Genomic DNA, 24,265 nt, shown 5'->3' on the forward strand with positions numbered 1-24,265 from the left:
TCACATGGGCAGAGCGCAGGGATGTCAAGCCTCGCGCATCAGCGCGAGGCGAACTGCTGCTCGATAAAGGCCGTGACAAATCGCGGCATGGTCGGCGTGAGATCACCCGTCCCGCGCACGAGATGAATCGCCGACAATTCCGGCTCGTGCTCACGGGCGAGATTGGTTTCGATCCGGGCGCGGGCCTCGTCGCCGGGCATATCGAGGTTGAGCACCTGCATCATCGCAATCGTGGGGCCGCTGACGACGCAATACCAGTCCGGCTCGGCCCGATAGTCCGCCGCCGTCAAGCCGGTCTCTTCCTGGATTTCGCGGACGACGCTGCCGGGAATGTCCAGCATCCCATCCCTGACATCGTCGAGATCGGGCGTGCCCGACGGGAAATAGATGCGGCCTGCGTTCGCGGTGTGCTGCGCCATCTCGCCCATCAGGAAGGCGCCGTCGGACGTGCGCAGCGCGCCCATGCCAAACCCGTTGAACACGGGCGCGCCGGGAAAGCCCCAGTCGCGCCAGGCAAGGAAGCTTGCGAAATCGGTCTCGAAATAGGTCGAGGCGAAATGGCCGTCCGTGAATACGGGATGGCACCCGAGCAGGACGCGGCCGTTCCAGATCTTCGGCCGCTCGCGCTGCTTCTCGGCGAAGTGCGCCGCGATCTCGGCCCGACGCTCCTCGGCGAACGGCCAGACGATCGGCCGCACGGCAAGAGCAAGCGTCGTGACGCGATGAATGATCGGTGACGTCATGAGGGGGCGACTATCACGCCTTCGCGTCAGCTATTTGGCGTTCCCCGTGGTCTTCTTGGCCTGCTCAACGAACTTGTTGGTGAAGGTCTTGCTGACGTCGATCTTGGCGTTCGCCACCTCGGGCGAGCCGACGCTGAACACCGCGAGCACGGCATCCGCGCCCTTCGGGTCCATCTTGCCGGTCTCCGAGTACATCGGGATCGTGTTCTTCAGCGCGGCGAGATAGAGATCCTTGTTCTTGCCGACCGTCTCCTCCGGCATCTTCGCCATGATCTCCTCAGGGCTGTGCGAATGGATCCAGGCGAGCGTGGCGAGGATCGCGTTGGTGAGCGCCTGCGTCTCCTTCTCGTGCTTGGCAACCCAGGCCGCGGTCGAGTACAGCGCGCCGCCGGGATATTCGCCGCCGAAGGTCTCGAGCGTGTCCTTCTGCGTCCGCGTGTCGGAGAGGATACGCAAATCCTTGTGGCTGCCCTGCAGCACGGTGACGGAGGGATCGAGCATCACGGCCGCGTCGATCTGGCCCTGCTCCATCGCGGCGACCGCGGTGGCGCCGAGGCCGACGCCAATCACGGCGGCGCTGGTCGGATCGATGCCGTTCTTCTTGAGCATGTACTTCAGGAAGAAGTCGGTCGAGGAACCGGGCGCGCTGACGCCGACCTTCTTGCCGGCGAGATCCTTGACCGACTTGATGTCGTTGGTGCGCGAGGGCGCGACCACGAGCACGAGGCGGGGATAGCGGTCATAGACCACGAAAGCCTGGAGCTCCTGCTTCTTGGCCGCCAGATTGACGCAATGGTCGAAATAGCCGGACACGACGTCGGCGCTGCCGCCGAGCACGGCCTTGAGCGCGTCCGAGCCGCCCTTGAGGTCGACCAGCTCGACATCGAGGCCGGCCTTCTCGTATTCGCCGAGCTGCTTGGCCAGCACCGTCGGCAAATAGCACAGGCAGGAGCCGCCGCCGACCGCGATGGTGACCTTGCTTTGCGCCGCGGCAAATCCGGTGGTGAGCGTAAGCGCGAGCAGCGCCGCGGCGAGCCTGGCAATCGTGTTCTTCATTGGTTTCCTCCGTTCGGCCGGCGGCACCATAGAGCAGCGCGACGGGCTTGAGAAGCGTAGCCTAAGGCACTGGCCATCGGCCTTTTGGCGCAATAGCATGCGGGTACAACAACAAACTCGTGATGGGGAGGATCATCCATGAATCGTCTTGCAATCGGGCTGTCGATCGCCGCCGCCTTTGCCGCCGGATGCGGCGCGAACCAGCTGCTCCGGCCGGCGCTGGCCGCCGAGAACATCACCGCGCAGATCATCCACACCGGCGAGATGGAAGGCGATGCGCTCGGCGCCGCCAACAATGTCGGCTACCGCTCAAAAATGTTCGCGAGCGCCGACGGCGCCACGATCTCGATCCAGGTCGGCAATGTGCCCAAGCACATGCATCCCAACACCAACGAGATCCAGTACATCCTGGACGGGACCGGCACGATCTGGCTTGGCGACAAGGAAGTCACGGTCAAGCCGGGCGACCTCGTCATCATCCCGAAGGGCACGCCGCATGGCGGCACCAAGCCGATCAGCGGACAGGTCAAGGCGATCGCGATCAAGACGCCGCCGCAGGCACCCGACGACACCAAGCTGCTGGATTGAGGCTTCGCGATTGGGGCCCGCGCCGATACGCGGGTCCCGCCTCGCGCCTAGCCGCGCCCATCCGATGCGGTCGGCCGCCACACCAACAGGCGCCGCTCCACCAGCGTGACCCCATAGTCGATCAGGATCACGAACGCCGACAGCACGAACATGCCGGCGAACACGCCGGCGACGTCGAACACGCCCTCCGCCTGCTGGATGAGATAGCCGAGGCCCGCTGCCGATCCCAGATATTCGCCGACGACCGCGCCGACCACGGCAAAGCCGACCGAGGTGTGCAGCGAGGAGAACATCCAGGACAGCGCCGAGGGCCAATAGACGTGCCGCATCAGCTGCCGCTCGCTCATGCCGAGCATGCGGCCATTGTCGAGCACGGTGCGGCTGACCTCCTTGACGCCCTGATAGACGTTGAAGAACACGATGAAGAACACCAGGGTCACGCCGAGCGCGACCTTGGACCAGATGCCGAGGCCCAGCCCCAGCGCGAAGATCGGCGCCAGCACCACGCGCGGCAGCGCGTTGACCATCTTGACGTAGGGGTCGAACACTGCCGCTACAATCGGCTGGCGCGCGAACCAGAAGCCGACCAGCACGCCGCCGAGCGAACCGATCACGAAGGCGAGGATCGATTCCGCCAACGTGATGCCGAGGTGCTTCCAGATCACGCCGGAAGAGAACCACTTCACGATCTGGCTGAACACGTCGAACGGGTTGGAGAAGAAGAACGGCGGCAGCAGGATCTTGCCGAACACGGGAACGGTCGACAGCACCTGCCACAGCACGATGCAAACGACCGCGACCAGGACTTGCAGCGCGAACAGCGTCGGGCGCGACATCAGACCGCCTCCGCCGCTTGGGTGGATTGCGCGTAGCCCTTCATCACCTCGTCCTTGAGCACGCTCCAGATCTCGCGGTGGAGCGCATGGAACTCCTTGTCCAGTCGCACCTCGAAGATGTCGCGCGGGCGCGGCAGGCTCACCTGCCAGTCGCCGATGATGCGCGAGGACGGCCCGGCCGACATGATCACGACGCGGTCGGCGAGCGCGATCGCCTCTTCGAGATCATGGGTGACGAACAGCACGGCCTTGCGGTCGGCGTTCCAGAGGTCCAGCAGCAGGTTGCCCATCACCTGGCGGGTCTGCGCATCGAGCGGCCCGAACGGCTCGTCCATCAAAAGGATTTTTGGATCGCGGATCAGCACCTGCGCCAGCGCCACACGCTTGCGCTGGCCGCCCGAGAGCATATGCGGATAGCGACCCGCGAACGCGCCAAGGCCGACCGAGGTCAGCCATTTCCGTGCGCGCGGCAGTGCCTCGGCGCGCGGCGTGCCCTTGATCTCCAGCCCGATCGCGACATTGTCGAGCGCGGTCTTCCACGGGAACAGCGCGTCGGCCTGGAACAGGTAGCCGGCATCCCGGTTCAGCCCCGCGAGCGGCCGGTCGAAAATCCTGACGCTGCCGGCGGCCGGCTTCAGCAGCCCGGCCGCGACGTTGAGCAGCGTCGATTTCCCGCAGCCCGTGGGCCCGACGATGGCGACGAACTCGCCTTGCGCCACTGTGAGGTGGGCCTTTTCCACCGCCGTGTAGACCCGCCCGTCCCCGAGCCGGAACGCAACCTTGGCATCTTCCAGCGCCACTGCCGTTGGCGTTGACATATATTCCCTCCGAACTTGGCCCGATGCCTTAGCCGCTCGCGCGGCCAAGTTCAATCAAGCCGCCAAGCGTGCTACGCATGGGCGTCGCCGCGCTCTTACCCTCCCCTGGAGGGGGAGGGTCGGCTCACATGAGCGCCAGCGAAATGTGAGACGGGGTGGGGTGACGGTCTCTCCACGTCCAACACTGCCCGTGTCGAGAGACCACCCCACCCCGCTCGCGCAGCGCGCGATCGACCCTCCCCCTCCAGGGGAGGGTAAGAGAAAAGCGAGCTTACCTGCGATGCCTTCCAAGCCAGCCATCAGCTATGCCCACGTCACCAAGAGCTTCGGCCTGCTGAAGGCCGTGGACGGTTTGTCGCTCGACATCGCCGAGGGCGAATTTGTGGCGATCGTCGGCGGATCGGGCTCCGGCAAGACCACGCTGCTGCGGCTCGCCAACCGGCTGATCGAGGCCGAGGGCGGCACCATCACGGTCGAGGGCGAGGACGTGCAAAGCGTCGATCCGGTCGCGCTGCGGCGGCGGATCGGCTACGTGTTCCAGAGCGGCGGGCTGTTTCCGCATCTGAGCGTTGCCGACAATATCGGGATCACGCCGAAACTGCTGGGCCAGCCGGCGGCCGATATTGCAGCGCGCGTCGACGAGCTGCTGGAGCTTGTGCAGCTCGATCGTGACGCGCATCGCAGCCGTCTGCCGGAGGCGCTCTCCGGCGGCCAGCGCCAGCGCGTCGGCGTGGCGCGGGCGCTGGCGGCAAGGCCCCGCATCGTGCTGATGGACGAGCCGTTCGGCGCGCTCGATCCCATTACCCGCGATGCGCTCGGCGACGACTATCGTTCGCTGCATCGCAAGCTCGGCCTGACCACCGTGATGATCACGCATGACATGACGGAGGCGATCCTGCTCGCCGACCGCATCGCGGTGATGCGCAGCGGACAGCTGCTCGCGCAGGGCACCCCCACCGAGCTCTCGAACAGCAGCGACGCTTACGTGCTGGAGCTGCTGCGTACGCCGCGGCGCCAGGTCGAGCGGCTGAACGCGCTGCTGCCGCAAAGCGGTGCGGCATGAGCCTGTTTTCCGATCCACGCTGGGGCGAGGCGCTGGCGCATCTGCCCGATTATCTCGGCAATCATGTGCGGGTCAGTCTCGCCGCGCTCGAGCTTGGCCTTGCCGTCAGCCTGCCGCTGGCGATCCTGACGCGCAGCCGTCCGGCGCCGCGAGCTATCCTGCTCGCAATCGCCAGCATCGTGCAGACAGTGCCGGGCCTGGCGCTGCTCGCGCTGTTCTATCCGCTGCTGCTGCTGGCCGCCTCGGTGACGCTGGCCTGGTTCGGCGTATCCTTCTCGGCGTTCGGCTTCCTGCCGGCGATGCTGGCGCTGGCGCTCTATTCGATGCTGCCAGTGCTGCGCAACGGCATCACCGGGCTCAACGGCATCGATCCCGCGCTGATCGAGGCCGCCAAGGGCGTCGGCATGACCGCGCGGCAGTCGCTCGTCATGGTCGAGCTGCCGCTGGCGCTGCCGGTGATGATGGCGGGCATCCGCACCGCCGCGGTGTGGGTGATCGGCACCGCGACGTTGTCGACGCCGATCGGGCAGACCAGCCTCGGCAATTACATCTTTGCCGGGCTTCAAACCCAGAACTGGGTGTTCGTGCTGTTCGGCTGCTTTGCCTCGGCGCTGCTGGCGCTCGCCGTCGATCAGCTGCTCGGCCTGATCGAGGGCGGCCTGCGCCAGCGCAGCCGCGCCCGCACCGCGCTCGGCGCAGCCGGTATCGCGGCGCTGGTCGCTGCAACGCTGGTGCCGACGATGGGACGCTCGTCGCAGGGCTATGTCGTCGGCGCCAAGACCTTCGCCGAGCAATATGTGCTGTCGGCGCTACTGAGGGACCGCCTCCAGGCCGCCGGTCTGCCCGCGACGACGCGCTCGGGCCTCGGCTCCAGCGTGATCTTCGGGGCGTTGAAGGCCGGCGACATCGATCTCTATGTCGATTATTCCGGCACGCTCTGGGCCAATCAGCTGCATCGCTCCGACATCAAGCCGCGCGCAGAGCTGTTGACGGATTTGAAGGCAAGCCTGGCAAAGGACAACATCACCCTGCTCGGCGAGCTCGGCTTCGAGAACGCCTATGCGTTGGTGCTTCCGAAGAAGCGCGCCGAAGCGCTTGGCATCCGGACCATTGCCGATCTCGCGGCGCACGCATCGACGCTATCGATTGCCGGCGACTACGAGTTCTTCTCGCGGCCGGAATGGGCGGCGCTGCAAAAGGCCTACGGCCTTTCGTTCCGCGCCCAGCGCCAGATGCAGCCGGATTTCATGTATGCAGCGGTTGCGAGCGGCGAAGTCGACGTGATCGCCGGCTACACCAGCGACGGGTTGATCGCGAAATACGATCTTGTCGCGCTCGACGATCCCAAGCACGCGATTCCGCCCTACGACGCGATCCTCCTGCTCGCACCGAAGCGCGCCGGGGATGAGCGGCTCAAGGCAGCGCTGCAACCGCTGCTCGGCAAGATCGACATCGCCACTATGCGCGAGGCGAATCTGCGCGCCAGCGGCAATGACGCGAATTCCTCGCCGGATGCGGTGGCGAAGTGGCTGTGGGAGAAGGTGGGCGGGCGGTAGGTTGAGATTTCGTAGGGTGGGCAAAGGCGCGCAATGCGTGTGAGAGGTGGTGGGCACGCTTCCGCCTTCGCTCTTCGAGCTACGGCGGACACGTCGCTTTGCCCACCTACGGATGCTCAGGATGGCGGCAGAGCCTACAGCCCCCTGATGATCCCCGCGTTGATCAGCAGGCGGTTCAGCCGCCGCGCTTCGACGCCGTCCTTGCAGCTGTAGAACACGCCCTTGCAGCGGAGCATGATCTCCTTCTGCTCGGCGAAGGACGGATCGAGCGGGATGCCGGCGGCCTCCTGGATCACCAGCGGCAGATAAGGGCCGTCGATCGTGTCCATCACGGCAGCACTCTTCACCGGCTCGAAATTGACGGCGTCGATCGCGTAATAGGTCGCGTAGAGGCGCGGATCGTAGGCGTCCAGCTTCTTGCCGAGAGCGCCCTCGTCGAGCCCGGGCTCGAGGATAGCAGGCGCGAACTCGGGTTGATGATCGCCATAGCGCACGATCAGGAAGGGCTCGCCCGGGAACGTCTTCTTCAGGCCCGCGACGAACGCCTTGTATTGCTCGGCGCTGATCGCCTGCCGACGCAGATATTCGTCGATGGACGGCACATTGCCCGGCGCGCGCCAGTTCGGCAGCAGGTCGGGACGGAAGCGCGTCTCCCACGGGAAATGATTGGCACCGAGATAGATGAAGGTGAACAGCGGCTTGTTGGGCGGCTGCTGGCCCATCAGCTGGAGCGCCTTGTCGTAGAAGAAGCCGTCGGGCTCGACGTCCTTGGCACCGAGGTCCTTGGCGTCGAGGAAGCGTTCGATGCCCGTCGTCAGCTGGAAGCTGCGCGCGGCCATGAAGCCGCCATGGGCGGGATAGAGCGACATCGTGTCGTAGCCGCAACGGCGCAGCGCCAGCGGCAGCCCGCGCTCGACGCGGTTCGAGGCGATGCGCGTCACGAAGTAGGCAAAGCGGCCGAACGAGCGCGAGGAGAGGCCTGCAAGCACGTTGTATTCGGTGAACCAGCTCGGCCCGCCATTGCTCTCGGCCAGGAACGTGCGTTGCTTGCCGTCCCAGGATTTGAAGTGGCTGCCATAGCCCTGCGGCACCTTGATGCCCTGGGCGGCGCGGATGTCGAAGCTCGATTCATCATGGACCATGATGATGTTCGGCCGGCGTCCGGCAGGATGGCAGGAATCGACCAGCGGCATGTTGAGGCGCTCGTTGGTCGCGGCGGCCGATTCCATGAAACCGTACTGCACGAAATCGGAGACCGAGCTGACGCCGGAGCGGAAGAATTTCGACAGATAGCCGTCGTCGTAATAGCCGCGCCAGGCTTCGTCCGGATGATAGAGCGAATAGCCGACCAGCGCGGCAAGGCAGGCCAGCTTGCAGGCGAACGCCGGCAGACGGCGGATGCGGAACGGATCGAGCCACCACAGCGCATACATCAGCGGCAGCGTGACGAAGCCGGCCAGGATCACCGACCAGCGCAAATTCGGGAAGATCGTGAACAAGAACGCGACGGTGTCGCGGTCGATCATCATCAGGTCGATGAAGTTGACCGTCATCTGGACGACGTCGTGCTTGAGCCGCGACAGCAGCACCAGCACGACGACCATGGTCAGCGACAGCGCGCCTGATAGCGCCGGCCGGCGCAGCAGCGTGATCCAGAAAAAATTGAGAATGCCCCAGGCCAGCGCGAAGGAGAGCCGCGAGCCGAAATCGGTCTCGGTCTGGTACATCAGCGCGAGCGCGGCCAGATGCGGCGCGGCAACCGCGAGCAGCCGCCAGATGCCGAGCGCGGCGACGCTCGCCAGCACGGCGGTCGTGGCAGAAGGACCTGGATTGGGCGCGGACGCCATCGACGACACGCTATACTTCAAGTCCGGCGCGGTGATGCCAGGCCGTCTGGTCCTCGAGACGGTGACGGGGCGTCCGGAGCAGCCGGAAGCCTGCACCGTGTCATAAAACTGTAACGGAACGGTCAAGGACAGGCAACGCATGCGGTGACCCGACCTTCGCTTATTGTTAGTGACCGGCGAAGCCCGCACGGCGGCGGGCCGAGCCGCTCGCTCGGTTAAGGCTTTGCGATGCCGGCGATGAAGAGGTCGAGCACGCCTTCCGCCATCCGCTCGATCGCCCCCTCCTCGACGCCCCAGCGCGGAAAGTGGCCATCGAGATTCATCCGGGCGAAGCCGTAGACCAGGGCGCGGCCGGCGATCTGGATGCGCTTGAGGTCCGCCGACCGCAGCAGGCCCTGCTCCGCCGCCTCGGCCAGGATTCCCTCGGTCAGCGCGATCAACTCGGCATTGTCGCGCGTCAATTCCGCGGAGCTGCCATGGGCGAAATAGCGCCCGGTGGAGATGATCTCGAAATGGGCGGGATTGCGCATCGCCCAGCGCAGGTAAGCAAGGCCAAAGGCACGGAAACGGGCAAGCGGGCCGGCCGGCGGAGCCTCGCTCAGCGCGGCCTCGATCTCGACACGGAAACGCCGCTGCGCCTCCTCGGCGGCCGCCGCCATCAGTGCATCGCGGTTCGGAAAGTGCCGGAACGGCGCGCCCGGCGACACCGCGGCCCGGCGCGCGGCCTCACGGACGGAGACCTCCGCTCCCTCCGCCGCCAATTGCAGCGCAGCATCGATCAGGACACGGCGGAGGTCGCCGTGGTGATACGGCCTGGCCTGGGCTGCAGGGCGGCGGGCGCGCGGCTTGGACGGCTGGCGGGCGGACATGGCGCTTCCTAGCATCACCCGAACGTGAATGTAAGCGATGATTACACCATTGACCGCCGCGCGGCGCCGAAATGTAATCGATGATTACATAACGGAGGAAGATCACCATGCCGCAACGTCAAAGCTGGTTCGAAGGCTGGCGGCTGCTCGCCGCCCTCACCCTCAGCCTGGTCCTTCTCAGCCTGTGGATCGCCTCGATGCGGCAGTTCGAGGTCGAGGGCGTGCGGATGGTGATCCGTTTCACCGCACGCAGCTCGCTGCTGCTGTTCTGCCTCGCCTTCAGCGCCGCGGCGATGGCGCGGCTTTGGCCCAACGCATGGACCCGCTGGCAGCGCCGCAACCGCCGCTATCTCGGCCTCAGTTTTGCGGCTTCCCACGCCACCCACGCGGTTGCGATCGTTGTTTTCGCCTGGATGGATCCTGCCGGCTTTGCCGAGACGACCTCGGCCGTCTCCTACATCTTCGGCGGCATCGGCTATGGCTTCATCGTCGCGATGAGCGCCACCTCGTTCGACCGCACCGCCGCGCTGATCGGCCCCCGCGCTTGGCGCACGCTGCACCTGGTCGGCGGCTATTATCTCTGGTTCCAGTTCATGGTGTCATTCGGCAAGCGCGTGCCGGCGATGCCGCTCTATGCCGCGTTCCTCATTCCGCTGCTGATCGTGATGACGCTGCGTATGATCGCGATGGCCCGCCACCCGCGCGGGCAGACCGTTGCAGCGGGCTGAAGCGCCCGCCTTTACTGCGGCAGCAGTCCGAGCCGCTTGGCGATGATCCGGTCGACCGTCCGTTTCGGCAGTACGGCACCGATCAGATGGCGGAGCGGGTCGGGCGTGATCTGGTAACGTACCTTGGGGCTTACCGCCGTCAGCGCCTCGAACACGATCTCGGCGATCCGCTCGGCCGGCAGGCCCTTCGCGCCGAGGTCCATCATGAAGGCCATGACCTTGTTGAGCGCCGGGAGATAGGGCGAGTTCTGGTAGACGGAGAGATCGATCTGCTCGGCCTTGCTCCAGATCGGTGTCTTCACCGCGCCGGGGGCGACGATGATGACGTCGATGCCGAACAGCATCAATTCGCGGCGCAGGCTTTCCGACAATCCCTCGACGGCGTGCTTGGAGGTGCAGTAGGGCGCCGACAACGGATTGCCGTTCTTTCCTGCGACCGAGCTGATCATCACGATCCGCCCCTTCGGCCCCTTCAGCGACGGGTCGGCCCCGAGCAGCGGCCCGAACGCCTGCGTCGCGATGACAGGGCCGATGACGTTGATGTCCATCTGGCGGCGGAAATCATCCGCCGACAATTCGAGCACGGGACCGGCGACGGCGATGCCCGCATTGTTGACGAGGCCGGCCAGCGTCTCACCGTTCAGCGCTTCGCGAACTTTTCGCGCAGCAGCGAGGACCGCGGCCTCGTCGGTGACGTCGAACAGCAGCGGCCTGAAATTGGCGCCAAACTCGCCCTGAAGCCGGTCGGCATCGGCCTGCTTGCGGACGCTGCCGAACACGCGATAGCCGCGCCCGATCAGGAATTTGGCAGTAGCCCAGCCGATGCCTGTGGACGCACCGGTGACGACGACAGATCGCATGGTCTTCCTCCCCTGGAGTTCCTGCGATCATGCCTTGGATTTTTGCCCATGTCCCGGACAAGCGCAGCGAAACGGAGCGCAGAAGCCGAGACCCGGGAGCCGCAATGGCCCCCGGATCAGCAGCGCACCACTTGCGTGATGCGCTGCGTCCGGGAGACGACTTAGTTCTTCGACTTGTCGACCAGCGCGCCCTTCTTGATCCAGGGCATCATGTCGCGCAGCTTGGCGCCGACTTCCTCGATCGGGTGCTGAGCGAGCTTGGCGCGGGTCGCCTTGAACGAGGTCTGGTTGACCTTGTTCTCGAGCATCCAGTCGCGGGCGAACTTGCCGCCCTGGATGTCGGCGAGAACGCGCTTCATCTCGGCCTTGGTCTCGGCGGTGACGATGCGCGGGCCGGTGACGTACTCGCCGTACTCCGCGGTGTTGGAGATCGAGTAGTTCATGTTGGCGATGCCGCCTTCATAAATCAGGTCGACGATCAGCTTCACTTCGTGCAGGCACTCGAAATAGGCCATCTCCGGAGCGTAGCCAGCTTCGACCAGGGTCTCGTAGCCGCCCTTGATCAGCTCGACCAGGCCGCCGCAGAGCACCACCTGCTCGCCGAAAAGATCGGTCTCGCACTCTTCCTTGAAGGTGGTCTCGATGATGCCGGCGCGGCCGCCGCCGACAGCCGAGGCGTAGGACAGGCCGAGGTCATGGGCGTTGCCCGAGACGTCCTTGGCGATTGCGATCAGGCAGGGCACGCCGCCGCCGCGCTGATATTCCGAGCGCACGGTGTGGCCGGGGCCCTTCGGCGCGATCATGAGCACGTCGAGATCGGCGCGCGGGTCGAGCAGGTTGAAGTGGACGTTGAGGCCGTGCGCGAACACGAGGGCGGCGCCCTTCTTCATGTTGTCGTGCAGGTGATCGCGATAGATGTCGCCCTGGAGCTCGTCCGGGGTCAGCATCATGACGAGGTCGGCCCATTTGGCGGCTTCGGCGACTTCCATCACCTTGAAGCCGGCGGCTTCCGCCTTCTTGACCGAGCCCGAGTCCTTGCGCAGCGCAATGGCAACGTCCTTGACGCCGGAATCCTTCAGGTTGAGCGCATGGGCGTGGCCCTGGCTGCCATAGCCCACGATGGCGACCTTCTTGCCCTTGATCAGGTTCAGGTCGGCGTCGCGATCGTAATAAACACGCATGGGTCGTTTCCTCGTTAGGGGCCAGAATCGGCCGTTGGTCAGGTCCGACTGCTCAAGTCTTGGACGGTGAAATTTGCGGATTTCGGGGGCTGTCTAGAGCATTTTCAGCCGGCTGGGAAACCCGTTTCTGCATGGAAATCCGCGACATCATGCATCCATGAAAACGGGGTAGAGGGAGGCCAGCAGCAGGATCGCCATCAGGATATTGAAGGCGCGGACCAGCCGCTCCGAGGTCAGGACCGGCCGCAATGCCGAGCCGAACAGGGCCCAGACCACGGTCGAGACGGTGCCGACGATCAGGCTGATCACGGTTTGGATCGCGATGTTGAGCGGAAATTGGGCGATCGCCGCATAGGCGGTGATGGTGCCGATCACGATCACCCAGCCCTTGGCATTGATCCATTGGAACATCGCCGCGCCCCAGAAGGTCATCGGGCCGCGGCCATCCCCCTCGCCCGGCTTGGCCGGGCCGGACATGGCGATCGCGACGGCAAGATAGATCAGGTAGGCAGCACCGGCATATTTCAGGATGGTCTGGAGGATCGGATAGGCCAGGAACACGGAGCCAAGCCCGAGGCCGACGGCGGCGACCATGAAGGCGAAACCGAGGACGATGCCGGCGATGTGGGGGATGGTGCGCCGGAAGCCGTAGGTCAGGCCCGAGGACAGCAGCATGATGTTGTTCGGTCCGGGCGTGAAATACATCACGACCATGAAGATCAGGAAGGCATAGAGCAGCGACTGGGACATGCTCACCTCACGCCGTTTTCGGCAACGGTTCTTCGGGTAACGCCTTGGGCCGCTTCGCCAGCACCATCACCGCGATACCGCCGATCACGGTCAGCATGCCGGCGAGCCGCAAGGGTCCGAACCGCTCGCCAAACACGATGCTGGAGGCGGCCGAGCCGACGAACGGCACCAGCAGCGCAAACGGCACCACTTGCGCGGCGGGATAGTCACGCAGCAGCCGGCCCCAGAGCCAATAGGCGATACTCGTTGAGATGCCGCCAAGCGCCAGCATGCAGAGAGCCGATGTCAGCGATATGTGGCTCAGCGACGTCCATGTCGGCGCGGGACCATTGGCGATCAGCGCCAGCACGAACAGCGGCACGGCCGCGGCAAGGCACAACCACGCGAACAGGTCGAACATCGGCACGCCGCGGGCGCCGCGCAGCAGCAGATTGCCGACGGCAAAGCTGATCGGCGAGATCATCAGCACCGCAAACGCGGCGACGCTGAAATCATAGCCGACCGTACCGCAGATCATCAGAAGGCCGATCGCAGCGATACCAACGCCGAGCGCCTGCATCGGCGTCGGCCGCTCGCCAAAAGCGATCGCGGCAAAGCCGATCGTGAACAGCGCCTGGCTCTGCACGACGACGCTGGTCAGCCCCACCGGCACACCATGGGCGATGCCATAGGCCTGGCTCAGGAACTGACCGAGGAACAGCGTAAAGCTGATTGCGATCAGCAGCGACCAGGCGATTTTGGGCTTGCGGATGAACAGGCACGGCAACGCGGCGATGGAAAAACGCAGCGCCGTCATCAGCTCCGGCGAAAGCTCGTCGAGCGCGATCCGGCTCGCCACGAAGGCAAGTCCCCAGATGATCGCCACCAGGATGGCGATGAGGATATCGGCCGGCTTCATTGTTGTTCTCGGTTCTGCCCTGTCGTGCAGCCCTGTTGTTGTCGTTTAGCCTTGCTCGCCGGCTCTTGGTTTGCGCAGCAGATAGGTGCCGTGCATCGGTGCGTGGTAATCGGCCGAGACCAGCGTGAAGCCGACGTCGGTCAGCATCCGCTCCATCACCCAGCCGAAGGTGGAGTATTCGTCGCGCATATGCGTGACGACGCCTTCGCGCGAAAAATCGTGGTTCTTGATCTGGTAGTCAGCCCATTGCTCGACGTCGCGCTCGATCGCGTCGGGCATGGAGGCATAGACGATGTCGCGCAGATAGAAGCTCGCGCCCGGCTTCAGCGCACGATAGATTCGCGACATCGCCACCGCCTTCCAGAAATCCGGCAGGTGGTGCAGCGTGAATTCGCTGACGATCAGGTCGTAGGATTCCGGCCGATAGGCGAAGCTGAGCAGGCCGGCGGACTGTGTGCGCACGGGCGCCTTGCGATCACGCGCGTAGATCTCGGCAAGCGCCAGCATTGCCGGCGAGATGTCGATGGCGTCCACTTCCGCGCCCAGCAGTGCGGCTTCGGTCGCCAGCACGCCGTTGCCGCAGCCGATGTCGGCGATGCGCCAGCCGCGCTGGACTCCCAGCATTTTCAGCGCGGCGCGCGCCCGCAGATCGGCATCGTCGTGGGCGTCGTAGATCGAGGCCACCGCGGGCTCGATCCCCATCCGGTTCCGCTCGTTATAGTACCAGTCGCGCGCCAGCATGGTTCACATCCCTTCAGGCCCGCGGCCGATCGCGGCAACGCCGGTGCGCGACACCTCGACGAGGCCGAGCGGGCGCATCAGGTCGATATATTGATTGATCTTGTCCGTATTGCCTGTGATCTCGAACACAAAGCTCTCGGTCGTGGCGTCGATCACCCGGGCGCGGAACGCATCCGCGAGCCTGAGCGCCTCGACCCGATGCTCGCCCTGCCCGCGCACCTTCACCATCGCCAGCTCGCGCTCGATCGAGCGCTTGGTCTGGGTCATGTCGACGACCCGGTAGACCGGGATCATGCGGTCGAGCTGGTGCTTGATCTGCTCGATCACCATCGGCGTACCCGTCGTGACGATGGTGATGCGCGACAGGTGCTTCTGGGCCTCGGTCTCCGAGACCGTGAGGCTCTCGATGTTGTAGCCGCGGCCCGAGAACAGGCCGATGACGCGCGCGAGCACGCCCGGCTCGTTCTGCACGAGCACCGAGAGCGTATGCGTCTCGTTGGGATCGTGGCGATCCTCGATGAAGTAGGCGGATGCGGGCTGGTTCATTGTCGTCCCCTCTTGTCTCTTCCTCACGCCATCGCTGACGCGTCCGTCCCGACCCAACGGCGGAACAGATCGAAATCGATATTGCCGCCGGACAGCACGAGACCGACGCGCTTGCCCTTCAACTTGCTCTTTTCCTGAAGCGCCGCGGCGAGCGCGGCTGCTCCCGCGCCTTCGGCGAGATTGTGCGTGTCGGTCCAGAGCGCACGGATCGCGGCCGCGACCTCAGCGTCGGTGACCTCTACGATGCGTGAGGCACCCTTGCGGATCAGCGTGAATGCCTCGGCGTCCGGAATGCGCGTCGCCATGCCGTCGGCGAGCGTGTTGCTGGTTTCGGTCGTCACGATCTTGCCGGCCGCAAACGACAGCGCGTAGGACGGAGCTTCGGTCGACTGCACGCCAACGATCTCGGTCTTCAGGCCGAGCAGGTCGCGCGCCATGATGCAGCCGCAGATGCCGGAGCCCTGCCCGATCGGCACATAGAGCATGTCGAGGTCCGCCGCCGCCTTGAACAGCTCAAGCGCATAAGTGGCGACGCCGAGCACAAGGTCGGGGTGGAACGACGGCACCATATGGAGCCCGGCAAACTGCGCGCGGCGCTCGGCTTCCTCACGCGCGGCCTGGAAATCCTCGCCATGCTCGACGAGCTCGGCGCCAAAGGCCTTCATCGCGCGATTCTTCTCGGCCGAATTGCCGCGCGGCACGTAGATCACTGCGGGCACGCCGTGGCGGCTCGCCGCGAACGCCAGGCTCTGGCCGTGATTGCCGCGCGTCGCCGAGATGATGCCGGATGTCTTCGGCCGCTCGCGCTTCAGCCGCTCGAGATAGACCAGCCCGCCGCGCACCTTGAAAGCCCCGATCGGCGTGTGGTTCTCGTGCTTGACCACGACCTGCGCGCCGAGCCGCTCGGCGAGCAAAGGCCAGGCGTGCGCCGGCGTTGCCGGCACCGCCTGCCCCACGATCGCATGTGCGCGCTCGAGCTCGGTCAGGTCGAACATGGCCTCACACCAGCGCCTTGCCGCCGGCGAAAGCCTTGGCGGTGGCCTCGTCGTTGGCCTGCTCCGGCAACAGCATCTCGTTGTGCGCCTTGCCCGAGGGGATCATCGGGAAGCAGTTTTCGAGCGCGGCAACGCGGCAGTCGAACAGCACCGGGCGCTTGACCGAGATCATCTCCTGGATGGCGCCGTCGAGATCGCCGGGCTTGTGCACCTGGATGCCGACGCCGCCATAGGCCTCCGCGAGCTTGACGAAGTCCGGCATCGCCTCCGAGTAGGAATGCGACAGGCGGTTGCCGTGCAGCAGCTGCTGCCACTGCCGCACCATGCCCATGTACTGGTTGTTCAGGATGAATATCTTGATCGGCAGCTCGTACTGAACCGCCGTCGACATCTCCTGCATCGTCATCTGCACCGAGGCATCGCCCGCGATGTCGATGACGAGGCTGTCGGGATGGGCAACCTGCACGCCGACCGCCGCCGGCAGGCCGTAGCCCATGGTGCCGAGACCGCCCGAGGTCATCCAGCGATGCGGCTCCTCGAAACCGAAGAACTGCGCCGCCCACATCTGGTGCTGGCCGACTTCCGTCGTGATGTAGGTATCCCTGCCGCGCGTCGCCTCGAACAGGCTCTGGATCGCGTGCTGCGGCAGGATCACCTCGTTGCTCTTCCGGTAGTAGAGCGAGTTGCGGGCGCGCCACTGCGCGATCTGCTGCCACCACGCCTTGATGTCGGGCTTCTTCGCCTCGGCCTTGAACACCTGGAGGATGTCGCCGAGGATGTTGCCGCAATCGCCGATGATCGGCACGTCGACGCGGATGTTCTTGTTGATCGAGGACGGGTCGATGTCGATGTGGATCTTCTTCGAGCCCGGCGAGAACGCATCGACGCGGCCGGTGATGCGGTCGTCGAAGCGCGCGCCGACGCACAGCATGACGTCGCAATCATGCATCGTCATGTTGGCTTCATAGGTGCCGTGCATGCCGAGCATGCCGAGCCAGTTCTTGCCCGACGCCGGATAGGCGCCGAGGCCCATCAGTGTCGAGGTGATCGGGAATCCGGTGACCTCGACCAGCTCGCGCAGCATCTTGGTCGCTTCGGGACCGGAATTGATGACGCCGCCGCCGCTGTAGATCACGGGGCGCTTGGCATGGGCCAGCAGTGCGACGGCTTTGCGGATCTGCGTCGCATCTCCCTTCACGCGTGGCGCGTAGGAGCGGTGCACGTCGGATTTGCGCGGCGGATGATAGGTGCCGGTCGCGAATTGCACGTCCTTGGGGACGTCGACCAGCACCGGGCCGGGACGGCCGGAGGTCGCGACATAGAAGGCTTCGTGCAGCACTTTGGCGAGATCGTTGACGTCGCGCACCAGCCAATTGTGCTTGGTGCAGGGACGCGTGATGCCGACGGTGTCGCATTCCTGGAACGCGTCGTTGCCGATCAGATGCGTTGGCACCTGGCCGGAGATGCAGACCAGCGGGATCGAATCCATCAGCGCGTCGGTGAGCGGCGTCACCATATTGGTGGCACCGGGGCCGGAGGTCACCAGCGCAACGCCCGGCTTGCCGGTCGAGCGCGCATAACCTTCTGCGGCGTGGCCGGCGCCCTGCTCGTGGCGGACCAGGATGTGCTGGACCTCGCTCTGCTGAAAGATCTCGTCATAGATCGGAAGCACCGCGCCGCCGGGATAGCCGAAAATGTCGGTCACGCCATGATCGATGAGCGCGCGAACGATCATCGCAGCGCCGGTCATCTGGTTCGGATCGTGGCTCTTGTCGCTCATTGGCTTGCTCCGGATGCGCTGTTGTCAGCGGCTTCGTTCGTGTCTGGTTCGGGAAATAAAAAAGGCCCCGAAGAGGGCCCATGCACACCGCCTGTCATGTGGATGGCAGCTAGCCACCCCCGGCGGTGTGCCTGGGTACGACGGCGACAAGGAGTTTGGTAATAATGTTACGCATGGCAGGTGCCCGGCTTCCCAAAGGTTGCGCGAAACATAACGGCCAAAGCCCGGATGTCAAGGCGATGCGGCCGTTCCCGCGCGATTTTGGCAGTGTAGCGGTGTTCCCCGGGTTCGGCGAGAGGTAAATTCGGGAACCCGGACAGAAAAGCGCCTCAGGCGGGGCCGCGGGTCGCGTTTACAATGGCGGCGAGCCATCCCCTCGCCTCCCCGGGCTTCACCCATTCGAACTCCGGCAATTGGTGCCGGAACCAGGTGAATTGCCGCTTGGCGTAGTGGCGGGTATCGGCGCGGCCGGTGGTGGCGGCCTGCTCCAGGCTGAGCTCACCGCGCAAATGCCGGATCAGGCCCGGCACGCCATGAGCCTTCATCGCCGGCAGCAGCGGATCGAGGTTTCTGGCGGCAAGTCGCTCAACCTCACTCAACGCGCCGGCGCCCAGCATGGCGTCGAAGCGGGCATCGATACGGGCATAGAGCTCGTCCCGTTCGGGTGCGAGAAATACCGCGCGAAAACTGTCCTTCGGCAGCAGCGGCGGCTGGCCCTCCCGGTGCCAGTCGAGCAGCGAGCGGCCGGTCGCCTCGACCACTTCGAGCGCGCGCGCGATCCGGGTGCGGTCACGCAGGTTCAATCGCTCGGCCGCACTGGGGTCGCGAAGCGCCAGTTCCGCATGCAGCGCCTCGACGCCGTTGCGTTCCAGCCGCGCGCGCACATCCTCGCGCACCTCGGCAGGGATTGGCGGCACCACGGAGAGCCCCGCCGTCAGTGCCTTGAAATAGAGCCCGGTGCCGCCGATGAAGATCGGCAGACGGCCTTCCGCTTCTGCCTCGTCGAGCGCCTTGGCTGCATCACTCACCCAGGCACCGGCCGAAAAATTCACGGCTGCATCGACATGACCGTACAGGCGATGCGGCGCGCGCGCTTCCTCGCTTTGTGTGGGGCGCGCCGTGATGATCCGCAGGTCACGATAGACCTGCATGGAATCGGCATTGATGACGACCCCGCCCGTGCTGAGGGCAAGCTCCAGCGCCAGCGCCGACTTGCCGCTGGCGGTCGGGCCTGCGATAAGCACGGCCTTGCCAACATGGCTTCTGCTGACTTGCCCCTCGCTCACGAAAACCTCAAATGTCCCTCGTCGCCACGCTGATCTGCAACCCCGACAATCCCGCGCTCGACTCCACCATCGTCGATGGCGCCCGCGCCGTGCTGCCCCAGGCAGCTCCCGCTCACTGGCTGTTCGACGGGGTTGCGGTCGACATTCCCTTCGGCGCCGACAGTAACCTCGAAGCCGACCGTCACGCCATCGAGCAGCGGCTCCGCGAGCTTCGCGGCGACCTGCCCGTCGACATCGTCGTGCAGCCAGTCGGCGCCCGGCGCAAGAAGCTTTTTCTCGCCGACATGGATTCCACCATGATCGGCCAGGAATGCATCGACGAGCTCGCCGATCTCGTCGGGATGAAGGCCCACGTCGCCGCCATCACCGAACGCGCCATGCGCGGCGAGATCGAGTTCGAGCCGGCACTGCGCGAGCGCGTCGCGCTGCTGAAGGACCTGCCCGCCGGCGTGGTCGATGAGGTGCTGGCCAAGCGCATCACGCTGACCCCGGGCGGCCGCGAACTGGTCGCGACCATGCGCAAGCACGGCGCCTATACCTGCCTCGTCTCCGGCGGCTTCACGCTGTTCACGACCGCGGTCGCCGCCAAGATCGGCTTCCAGGAGAACCGCGCCAACGAGCTGGTCGTGCGCGACGGCAAGTTCACCGGCGAGGTGAAGGAGCCGATTTTGGGCCGCGCGGCGAAGCTCGCGACGCTGGTGGATCTGATGGAGTCGTTCGATCTCGACGACATCGACTCGGTCGTGGTCGGCGACGGCGCCAATGATCTCGCGATGATCCAGGCCGCGGGGCTGGGCGTCGCCTATCACGCCAAGCCGGCCGTGGCGGCTGCGGCCGCGGCGCGGATCGATCACGGCGACCTCACCGCGCTGCTGTATGCGCAGGGGTATCGGCGGGACGAGTTCGTGGAGGGGTAGCCTCTTGCCGCATGCTCAGCGGCCGTAGGGTGGGCAAAGGCGCAAAGCGCCGTGCCCACGATCTTTCTCCGACGGCGACAGGGGGTGGGCACGCTTCCGCCTTCGCTCTTCGAGCTACGGCGGACAAGTCGCTTTGCCCACCCTACGGCACCGGCCAGCGACTACTGCACGCTCAGCGCCACAAACCGCAGCTCGCCGTCGGCGTTCGACACCAGCAGCAGCACCGACTTCTTGCCGTCCTTCTTGAGCTGGTCGACCCGCTTCTGGATGTCGGCGCCGCTGGAGACGGCCTCCTGCGCGACCTCGACGATGACGTCGCCGGCGGAGAGGCGCTTCTCGGCGGCGTCGGAATTCGCGTCGACATTGGTGACGACCACGCCCTTGACGCTCTCCTTGATCTTGTAGCGGGTGCGCAGATCCTTGTTCAGCGCCGCAAGATCAAGGCCGAGCGCCTTCTGCGTCACCGGCTTCTCGGGCGCGGGCTCGTCGGTCTTCACCGCGGCCTGCACCTTCTCGGGATCCTGGAGACGGCCGAGGGTGACCTTCTTGGTTTCTTCCTTGCCCTTGCGGATGATGATGACGTCGACTTCCTTGCCGACCGCCGTGTCGGCGACGACGCGGGACAGGTCCTTCGGATCCTTGACGTCCTTGCCGTCGAACTTGACGACGACGTCGCCCGGCTCGATGCCGGCCGGCTTGGCCGGGCCCTTGTCGTCGACGCCCGCAACCAGCGCGCCGCGCGCCGGCTTGATGCTGAGGCTCTCGGCGATCTCGTCGGTGACGCTCTGGATCCGCACGCCGAGCCAGCCGCGCCGCAGCTCGCCGAACTGGCGGAGCTGGTCGACGACGCCTGCGACCGTCTTCGAGGGCACGGCGAAGCCGATGCCGATCGAGCCGCCCGAGGGCGAGATGATCAGCGTGTTGACGCCGATGACGTCGCCATCGAGGTTGAACAGCGGACCGCCGGAATTGCCGCGGTTGATGGAGGCATCGGTCTGGATGTAGCTGTCATAAGGACCCGAGGAAATGTCGCGGTTCTTGGCCGAGACGATGCCGGCCGTCACCGTGCCGCCCAGGCTGAACGGGTTGCCGATCGCGACCACCCAGTCGCCGAGACGCAGCTTGTCGCTATCGCCGAACTTCACCGCGACCAGCGGCTTGGTCGGCTTGAACTTCAAGACTGCAAGGTCGGTCTTCTTGTCGACGCCGACCAGCTCGGCCTTGATCTTGGTACCGTCGTTGAGGATGACGTTGATCTCGTCGGCATCCGCGATGACGTGGTTGTTGGTGACGACGACGCCTGATGTGTCGATGATGAAGCCGCTTCCGAGCGAGTTGGTCTTGCGCGGCGGCGGGCCGCCGTCGCCGCGCTCGCCACCCTTGCTGCTGCCGCCCGGACCTTTGCGGTTCTTGAAGAAATCGTCGAAGAACTCCTCGAAGGGCGAGCCGGGCGGCAATTGCGGCATGGCGTTGCTGCCGCCGCCCTTGGCCTCGACGGTCTGCGAGGTCGAGATGTTGACGACCGCGTCGATCACCTTCTCGGCGACGTCGGCGATGCCCTCCGGTCCGCGCGCATAAGCCGGCGAGCCGAACGCGCTGACAGCAGCGACGGCGAGCGCGGCCAGCCCAATTCGCACACCAAGTCGCGAGCGGGACGGGGCAATGGTGGCAGCGGTCATTGTGATCTCCAGAGAGAGGGATTCGGCGCCAGACTGCGCTTGACGGGGGGACGGCGCAAGCGCGCAGGTTAATGGGCCTCAACACCCCGATAATACGGCGAAAACCGGTCTCTCGCCTTCACTTTGGCGTTGGCGCGCCGCCTAAATGGGGCGCCGCATGACCCAGATCAGGACCAGGCCGACGATGGCCGAACCGATCCCGACCGCCCGCAGGATGTTGTCCGGCGTGGCGATAGCGCTCTTCATGGCCTTGCGCATCCAGTTGGGACTTGCCGCGAACATCAAGCCTTCCAGCACGAACAGGATGCCCAAGCCGATGAGGAAGTCGGCGAACGCAATGGACCTCATCGGATTGGAACCTCCCGTTATGCTGTTCTTGTCTGGACGAAGGGCGGCGAGATCGCCGCCCTTTGTCTAGCTTACGGCTTCGCCGGCGTCTCGGTCGCCGTCTTGCCGGACGGGTTACTGAAGTACCGGAAGAAATCCGAGTCCGGCCGCAGCAGGAAGCGGGTGTCGTTCGAACGCAGCCCGTTCTCGTAAGCCGTCATCGACCGGTAGAAGGCGAAGAAGTCGGCATCCTTGCTGTAGGCTTCGGCGAACAGGCGGTTGCGCTCGGCATCGCCGGCGCCCCGGGTCTGCTCGGCCTGCGAATTCGCCTCGGCGACGATGACGGTCGCCTCACGATCGGCCTTGGACCTGATCTCCTGGGCCTTCTGGCCGCCCTGCGCGCGGAACTCGGCCGCCTCGCGCTCGCGCTCGGTCTTCATGCGCAGATAGACCGCCTGGCTGTTCTGCTCCGGCAGATCGGCGCGGCGGATCCGGACGTCGACGACCTGGATGCCGTAGCCATCGGCCTCGCGATCGAGCTGGTCGCGGATGCGCTGCATCAGCTTCTCGCGGTCGTCGCGCACCACGTTGATGAAGGAGACCTCGCCCAGCACGCGGCGCAGCGCCGCGTTCAGCAGCGTGGTGAGCTGGATGTTGGCAGCCTGGATCGAGCCGACGCTCTGATAGAAGCGCAGCGCATCCTTGATGCGGTAGCGCGCGAAGGCGTCGACCACGAGCCGCTTCTGATCGGAGGCGATCGCTTCCTGCGACGGGTTCTCCAGATCGAGGATCCGCTTGTCGATGTTGATCACCGAATTCCACGGCGCCTTGAAGTGCAGGCCGGGTGCGGTGACGACGTCGACGGGCCGGCCGAACTGGAGCACGATGGTCTGCTCGGTCTGCTGCACCGTGAACAGCGACATGTAGCCGACGATCACGACCAGCAGGAGCCCGACCAGCGTGACGAAACCTGTGACCGGGGACCTCATCGGTTGCCTCCGCTCGACTGCGGACCGGTGGTAGGCGGCCGCTTGGTCGTCAGTTCGCCGAGCGGCAGATAGGGCACGATGCCCTGGCCCGAGGGCCCGCCGTCAAAGACCAGCTTGTCGGCGCCGCCGAGCACGCGCTCCATCGTCTCCAGATAGATCCGTTCACGCGTCACGTCGGGCGCCTTCTTGTATTCCTCGTACACCTTCAGGAAGCGCGCGCTCTGGCCCTTGGCCTCGGCGACCGCCTGCTCCTTGTAGCCTTCGGCGTCTTGCAGGATCTTGGCCGAGCGGCCCCGCGCCTGCGGCACCACCTGGTTGGCGTAGGTCTGCGCCTCGTTCTGCAACTGCTCGAGATTGGCGCGCGCCGCCTGGACGTCGCGGAACGCGTCGATCACCTGCGCCGGCGGATCGACCTTCTGCATCTGCACCTGGGTGACCTGAATGCCGGCGCCATAGCTGTCCAGCGTCCTCTGGATCAACTCCTGCACGCCCTGCTCGGTGACGTTGCGTGCGCCGGTCAGGATCGGCTGGATCTGCGAGCGGCCGATCACCTCGCGCATCGCGCTCTCGGAGACCGCCTTCACGGTGCCTTCGGGATTCTGGATGTTGAAGAGGAAGTCGCCGACGCCGTCCGGCTTGATGCGCCAGAGCACGGTGAAGTCGACGTCGACGATGTTCTCGTCGCCGGTCAACATCAGGCTCTCTTCCGGCACGTCACGAATGGAGCGGCCGCGCCGCGCCGGATCGTCGATCAGCGTCATGCCGATCGAAATGGTGTTGACGCGCAGCGCTTTGGGCAGCAGCACTGTCTCGATCGGATAGGGCAGATGATAGTTCAGGCCCGGCTGCACGGTGCGAACATGCTTGCCGAAACGCAGCACGACGCCGAGCTCTTCGGACTGCACGCGGAAGAAGCCCGACAGCAGCCAGAACGCGACGATCAGCAGCACGATCAGCGTGATGCCGATGCCGGAGAAATAGCCGCCCGGCATGATCTGCTGGAGGCGGTCCTGGCCGCGCCGCAGAAGGTCTTCCAGATCCGGCGGCCTCGGCCCGACCGGTTGCGGGCCTGAGCCCCATGGTCCCTTCGGACCCGAGCCCCATGGGCCACCGCCCTGATTCTTCCACGGCATTCGACGCTCTCCTCGGCAGGGTGGAATTGCCCCCGCCCGCTTTGTCCGGTCCGCTTTATAGGGGACAGGCAAGTCCCTT

The 24,265-nt window shown here is 65.4% G+C and carries 24 protein-coding genes; 5 read left to right on the forward strand and 19 right to left on the reverse strand.

Annotated elements, in window-relative coordinates; translation table 11 throughout:
- Positions 1-38 precede the first annotated feature (38 nt).
- Both GGD61_RS09755 and GGD61_RS09760 read right to left on the reverse strand, forming a co-directional pair.
- Positions 39-743, reverse strand: a complete 705-nt coding sequence (locus GGD61_RS09755) for an NUDIX hydrolase (RefSeq protein ID WP_092253309.1) — start codon at positions 741-743, stop codon at positions 39-41.
- Positions 744-773: 30 nt separating this feature from the next.
- Positions 774-1,799 carry an ABC transporter substrate-binding protein gene (locus tag GGD61_RS09760; protein ID WP_183230645.1) on the reverse strand — a complete coding sequence of 342 codons (1,026 nt, stop codon included), beginning with the start codon at positions 1,797-1,799 and terminating at the stop codon, positions 774-776.
- 138 nt (positions 1,800-1,937) lie between these two features.
- Between GGD61_RS09760 and GGD61_RS09765 the strand changes: the two genes are divergently transcribed.
- Entirely contained in the window at positions 1,938-2,387 is a 450-nt protein-coding gene (locus tag GGD61_RS09765) for a cupin domain-containing protein (protein ID WP_028145436.1), read from the forward strand.
- Between the two features lie 47 nt (positions 2,388-2,434).
- On the opposite strand, the gene GGD61_RS09770 is transcribed toward GGD61_RS09765, so the two are convergent.
- Both GGD61_RS09770 and GGD61_RS09775 read right to left on the reverse strand, forming a co-directional pair.
- A complete protein-coding gene (locus GGD61_RS09770; protein WP_183230646.1) occupies positions 2,435-3,223 on the reverse strand; it encodes an ABC transporter permease in 789 nt (262 codons plus the stop codon).
- Positions 3,223-4,041 carry an ABC transporter ATP-binding protein gene (locus GGD61_RS09775; RefSeq protein WP_092253313.1) on the reverse strand — a complete coding sequence of 273 codons (819 nt, stop codon included), beginning with the start codon at positions 4,039-4,041 and terminating at the stop codon, positions 3,223-3,225. Before GGD61_RS09775 ends, GGD61_RS09770 begins: the two co-directional genes overlap by 1 nt.
- A 280-nt stretch (positions 4,042-4,321) precedes the next feature.
- Between GGD61_RS09775 and GGD61_RS09780 the strand changes: the two genes are divergently transcribed.
- Positions 4,322-5,104: an ABC transporter ATP-binding protein gene (locus GGD61_RS09780; RefSeq protein WP_092253315.1), complete on the forward strand. Its 783-nt coding sequence runs from the start codon at positions 4,322-4,324 to the stop codon at positions 5,102-5,104.
- A complete protein-coding gene (locus GGD61_RS09785; protein ID WP_092253317.1) occupies positions 5,101-6,660 on the forward strand; it encodes a glycine betaine ABC transporter substrate-binding protein in 1,560 nt (519 codons plus the stop codon). The genes GGD61_RS09780 and GGD61_RS09785 overlap by 4 nt, the downstream gene beginning before the upstream one ends.
- Before the next feature lie 134 nt (positions 6,661-6,794).
- Here GGD61_RS09785 and GGD61_RS09790 read toward each other — a convergent pair whose 3' ends face one another.
- Positions 6,795-8,507: a sulfatase-like hydrolase/transferase gene (locus GGD61_RS09790; RefSeq protein WP_092253319.1), complete on the reverse strand. Its 1,713-nt coding sequence runs from the start codon at positions 8,505-8,507 to the stop codon at positions 6,795-6,797.
- A gap of 215 nt (positions 8,508-8,722) precedes the next feature.
- Positions 8,723-9,376 (reverse strand): TetR/AcrR family transcriptional regulator, encoded by a 654-nt coding sequence (locus tag GGD61_RS09795; protein WP_244550618.1) that lies wholly within the window; start codon positions 9,374-9,376, stop codon positions 8,723-8,725.
- 107 nt (positions 9,377-9,483) lie between these two features.
- On the opposite strand from GGD61_RS09795, the gene GGD61_RS09800 reads away from it, so the two are divergent.
- Complete coding sequence (locus GGD61_RS09800; RefSeq protein ID WP_092253323.1) at positions 9,484-10,104, forward strand: hypothetical protein; 621 nt, start codon at positions 9,484-9,486, stop codon at positions 10,102-10,104.
- Positions 10,105-10,115: 11 nt separating this feature from the next.
- Here GGD61_RS09800 and GGD61_RS09805 read toward each other — a convergent pair whose 3' ends face one another.
- The 9 genes from GGD61_RS09805 to miaA form a co-directional block, all read right to left on the reverse strand.
- The gene (locus tag GGD61_RS09805) at positions 10,116-10,964 is read right to left on the reverse strand and encodes an SDR family oxidoreductase (protein WP_092253325.1); all 849 of its coding nucleotides are present in this window, start codon (positions 10,962-10,964) and stop codon (positions 10,116-10,118) included.
- Between the two features lie 161 nt (positions 10,965-11,125).
- Complete coding sequence (gene ilvC / locus GGD61_RS09810; protein WP_018319725.1) at positions 11,126-12,145, reverse strand: ketol-acid reductoisomerase; 1,020 nt, start codon at positions 12,143-12,145, stop codon at positions 11,126-11,128.
- A gap of 147 nt (positions 12,146-12,292) precedes the next feature.
- Positions 12,293-12,895, reverse strand: a complete 603-nt coding sequence (locus tag GGD61_RS09815) for a LysE family translocator (RefSeq protein WP_177236957.1) — start codon at positions 12,893-12,895, stop codon at positions 12,293-12,295.
- 7 nt (positions 12,896-12,902) lie between these two features.
- Positions 12,903-13,793: an EamA family transporter gene (locus GGD61_RS09820; protein WP_092253329.1), complete on the reverse strand. Its 891-nt coding sequence runs from the start codon at positions 13,791-13,793 to the stop codon at positions 12,903-12,905.
- 45 nt (positions 13,794-13,838) lie between these two features.
- A complete protein-coding gene (locus GGD61_RS09825; RefSeq protein ID WP_018319722.1) occupies positions 13,839-14,534 on the reverse strand; it encodes a class I SAM-dependent methyltransferase in 696 nt (231 codons plus the stop codon).
- Between the two features lie 3 nt (positions 14,535-14,537).
- Positions 14,538-15,080 (reverse strand): acetolactate synthase small subunit, encoded by a 543-nt coding sequence (gene ilvN, locus GGD61_RS09830; RefSeq protein WP_011089241.1) that lies wholly within the window; start codon positions 15,078-15,080, stop codon positions 14,538-14,540.
- 23 nt (positions 15,081-15,103) lie between these two features.
- Positions 15,104-16,075 carry a threonine dehydratase gene (locus GGD61_RS09835; RefSeq protein WP_092253331.1) on the reverse strand — a complete coding sequence of 324 codons (972 nt, stop codon included), beginning with the start codon at positions 16,073-16,075 and terminating at the stop codon, positions 15,104-15,106.
- A 4-nt stretch (positions 16,076-16,079) separates the two neighbouring features.
- Entirely contained in the window at positions 16,080-17,855 is a 1,776-nt protein-coding gene (locus tag GGD61_RS09840) for an acetolactate synthase 3 large subunit (RefSeq protein WP_092253333.1), read from the reverse strand.
- Between the two features lie 329 nt (positions 17,856-18,184).
- Entirely contained in the window at positions 18,185-19,141 is a 957-nt protein-coding gene (gene miaA / locus GGD61_RS09845) for a tRNA (adenosine(37)-N6)-dimethylallyltransferase MiaA (protein ID WP_092253335.1), read from the reverse strand.
- Positions 19,142-19,152: 11 nt separating this feature from the next.
- On the opposite strand from miaA, the gene serB reads away from it, so the two are divergent.
- Positions 19,153-20,058: a phosphoserine phosphatase SerB gene (serB, locus tag GGD61_RS09850; RefSeq protein ID WP_092253337.1), complete on the forward strand. Its 906-nt coding sequence runs from the start codon at positions 19,153-19,155 to the stop codon at positions 20,056-20,058.
- 161 nt (positions 20,059-20,219) lie between these two features.
- Here the strand turns inward: serB and GGD61_RS09855 are convergent, their stop codons facing one another.
- From GGD61_RS09855 to hflK, 4 genes are all read right to left on the reverse strand, one after another.
- Positions 20,220-21,737 carry a Do family serine endopeptidase gene (locus GGD61_RS09855; RefSeq protein ID WP_092253339.1) on the reverse strand — a complete coding sequence of 506 codons (1,518 nt, stop codon included), beginning with the start codon at positions 21,735-21,737 and terminating at the stop codon, positions 20,220-20,222.
- A 141-nt stretch (positions 21,738-21,878) separates the two neighbouring features.
- Positions 21,879-22,085: a DUF2065 domain-containing protein gene (locus GGD61_RS09860; RefSeq protein ID WP_018319716.1), complete on the reverse strand. Its 207-nt coding sequence runs from the start codon at positions 22,083-22,085 to the stop codon at positions 21,879-21,881.
- 71 nt (positions 22,086-22,156) lie between these two features.
- Positions 22,157-23,053, reverse strand: a complete 897-nt coding sequence (gene hflC / locus GGD61_RS09865; RefSeq protein WP_018319715.1) for a protease modulator HflC — start codon at positions 23,051-23,053, stop codon at positions 22,157-22,159.
- The gene (hflK, locus tag GGD61_RS09870; RefSeq protein WP_092253341.1) at positions 23,050-24,186 is read right to left on the reverse strand and encodes an FtsH protease activity modulator HflK; all 1,137 of its coding nucleotides are present in this window, start codon (positions 24,184-24,186) and stop codon (positions 23,050-23,052) included. The genes hflC and hflK overlap by 4 nt, the downstream gene beginning before the upstream one ends.
- Between the last annotated feature and the right edge of the window lie 79 nt (positions 24,187-24,265).

The sequence above is a fragment of the Bradyrhizobium sp. SBR1B genome (assembly GCF_014198205.1).
Classification (GTDB): domain Bacteria; phylum Pseudomonadota; class Alphaproteobacteria; order Rhizobiales; family Xanthobacteraceae; genus Bradyrhizobium.

Coding starts and splice junctions, on each gene's coding strand:
- GGD61_RS09755 (WP_092253309.1), bottom strand. CDS start 743: ATGACGTCACCGATCATTCATCGCGTCACGACGCTTGCTCTTGCCGTG.
- GGD61_RS09760 (WP_183230645.1), bottom strand. CDS start 1,799: ATGAAGAACACGATTGCCAGGCTCGCCGCGGCGCTGCTCGCGCTTACG.
- GGD61_RS09765 (WP_028145436.1), top strand. CDS start 1,938: ATGAATCGTCTTGCAATCGGGCTGTCGATCGCCGCCGCCTTTGCCGCC.
- GGD61_RS09770 (WP_183230646.1), bottom strand. CDS start 3,223: ATGTCGCGCCCGACGCTGTTCGCGCTGCAAGTCCTGGTCGCGGTCGTT.
- GGD61_RS09775 (WP_092253313.1), bottom strand. CDS start 4,041: ATGTCAACGCCAACGGCAGTGGCGCTGGAAGATGCCAAGGTTGCGTTC.
- GGD61_RS09780 (WP_092253315.1), top strand. CDS start 4,322: ATGCCTTCCAAGCCAGCCATCAGCTATGCCCACGTCACCAAGAGCTTC.
- GGD61_RS09785 (WP_092253317.1), top strand. CDS start 5,101: ATGAGCCTGTTTTCCGATCCACGCTGGGGCGAGGCGCTGGCGCATCTG.
- GGD61_RS09790 (WP_092253319.1), bottom strand. CDS start 8,507: ATGGCGTCCGCGCCCAATCCAGGTCCTTCTGCCACGACCGCCGTGCTG.
- GGD61_RS09795 (WP_244550618.1), bottom strand. CDS start 9,376: ATGTCCGCCCGCCAGCCGTCCAAGCCGCGCGCCCGCCGCCCTGCAGCC.
- GGD61_RS09800 (WP_092253323.1), top strand. CDS start 9,484: ATGCCGCAACGTCAAAGCTGGTTCGAAGGCTGGCGGCTGCTCGCCGCC.
- GGD61_RS09805 (WP_092253325.1), bottom strand. CDS start 10,964: ATGCGATCTGTCGTCGTCACCGGTGCGTCCACAGGCATCGGCTGGGCT.
- ilvC (WP_018319725.1), bottom strand. CDS start 12,145: ATGCGTGTTTATTACGATCGCGACGCCGACCTGAACCTGATCAAGGGC.
- GGD61_RS09815 (WP_177236957.1), bottom strand. CDS start 12,895: ATGTCCCAGTCGCTGCTCTATGCCTTCCTGATCTTCATGGTCGTGATG.
- GGD61_RS09820 (WP_092253329.1), bottom strand. CDS start 13,793: ATGAAGCCGGCCGATATCCTCATCGCCATCCTGGTGGCGATCATCTGG.
- GGD61_RS09825 (WP_018319722.1), bottom strand. CDS start 14,534: ATGCTGGCGCGCGACTGGTACTATAACGAGCGGAACCGGATGGGGATC.
- ilvN (WP_011089241.1), bottom strand. CDS start 15,080: ATGAACCAGCCCGCATCCGCCTACTTCATCGAGGATCGCCACGATCCC.
- GGD61_RS09835 (WP_092253331.1), bottom strand. CDS start 16,075: ATGTTCGACCTGACCGAGCTCGAGCGCGCACATGCGATCGTGGGGCAG.
- GGD61_RS09840 (WP_092253333.1), bottom strand. CDS start 17,855: ATGAGCGACAAGAGCCACGATCCGAACCAGATGACCGGCGCTGCGATG.
- serB (WP_092253337.1), top strand. CDS start 19,153: ATGTCCCTCGTCGCCACGCTGATCTGCAACCCCGACAATCCCGCGCTC.
- GGD61_RS09855 (WP_092253339.1), bottom strand. CDS start 21,737: ATGACCGCTGCCACCATTGCCCCGTCCCGCTCGCGACTTGGTGTGCGA.
- GGD61_RS09860 (WP_018319716.1), bottom strand. CDS start 22,085: ATGAGGTCCATTGCGTTCGCCGACTTCCTCATCGGCTTGGGCATCCTG.
- hflC (WP_018319715.1), bottom strand. CDS start 23,053: ATGAGGTCCCCGGTCACAGGTTTCGTCACGCTGGTCGGGCTCCTGCTG.
- hflK (WP_092253341.1), bottom strand. CDS start 24,186: ATGCCGTGGAAGAATCAGGGCGGTGGCCCATGGGGCTCGGGTCCGAAG.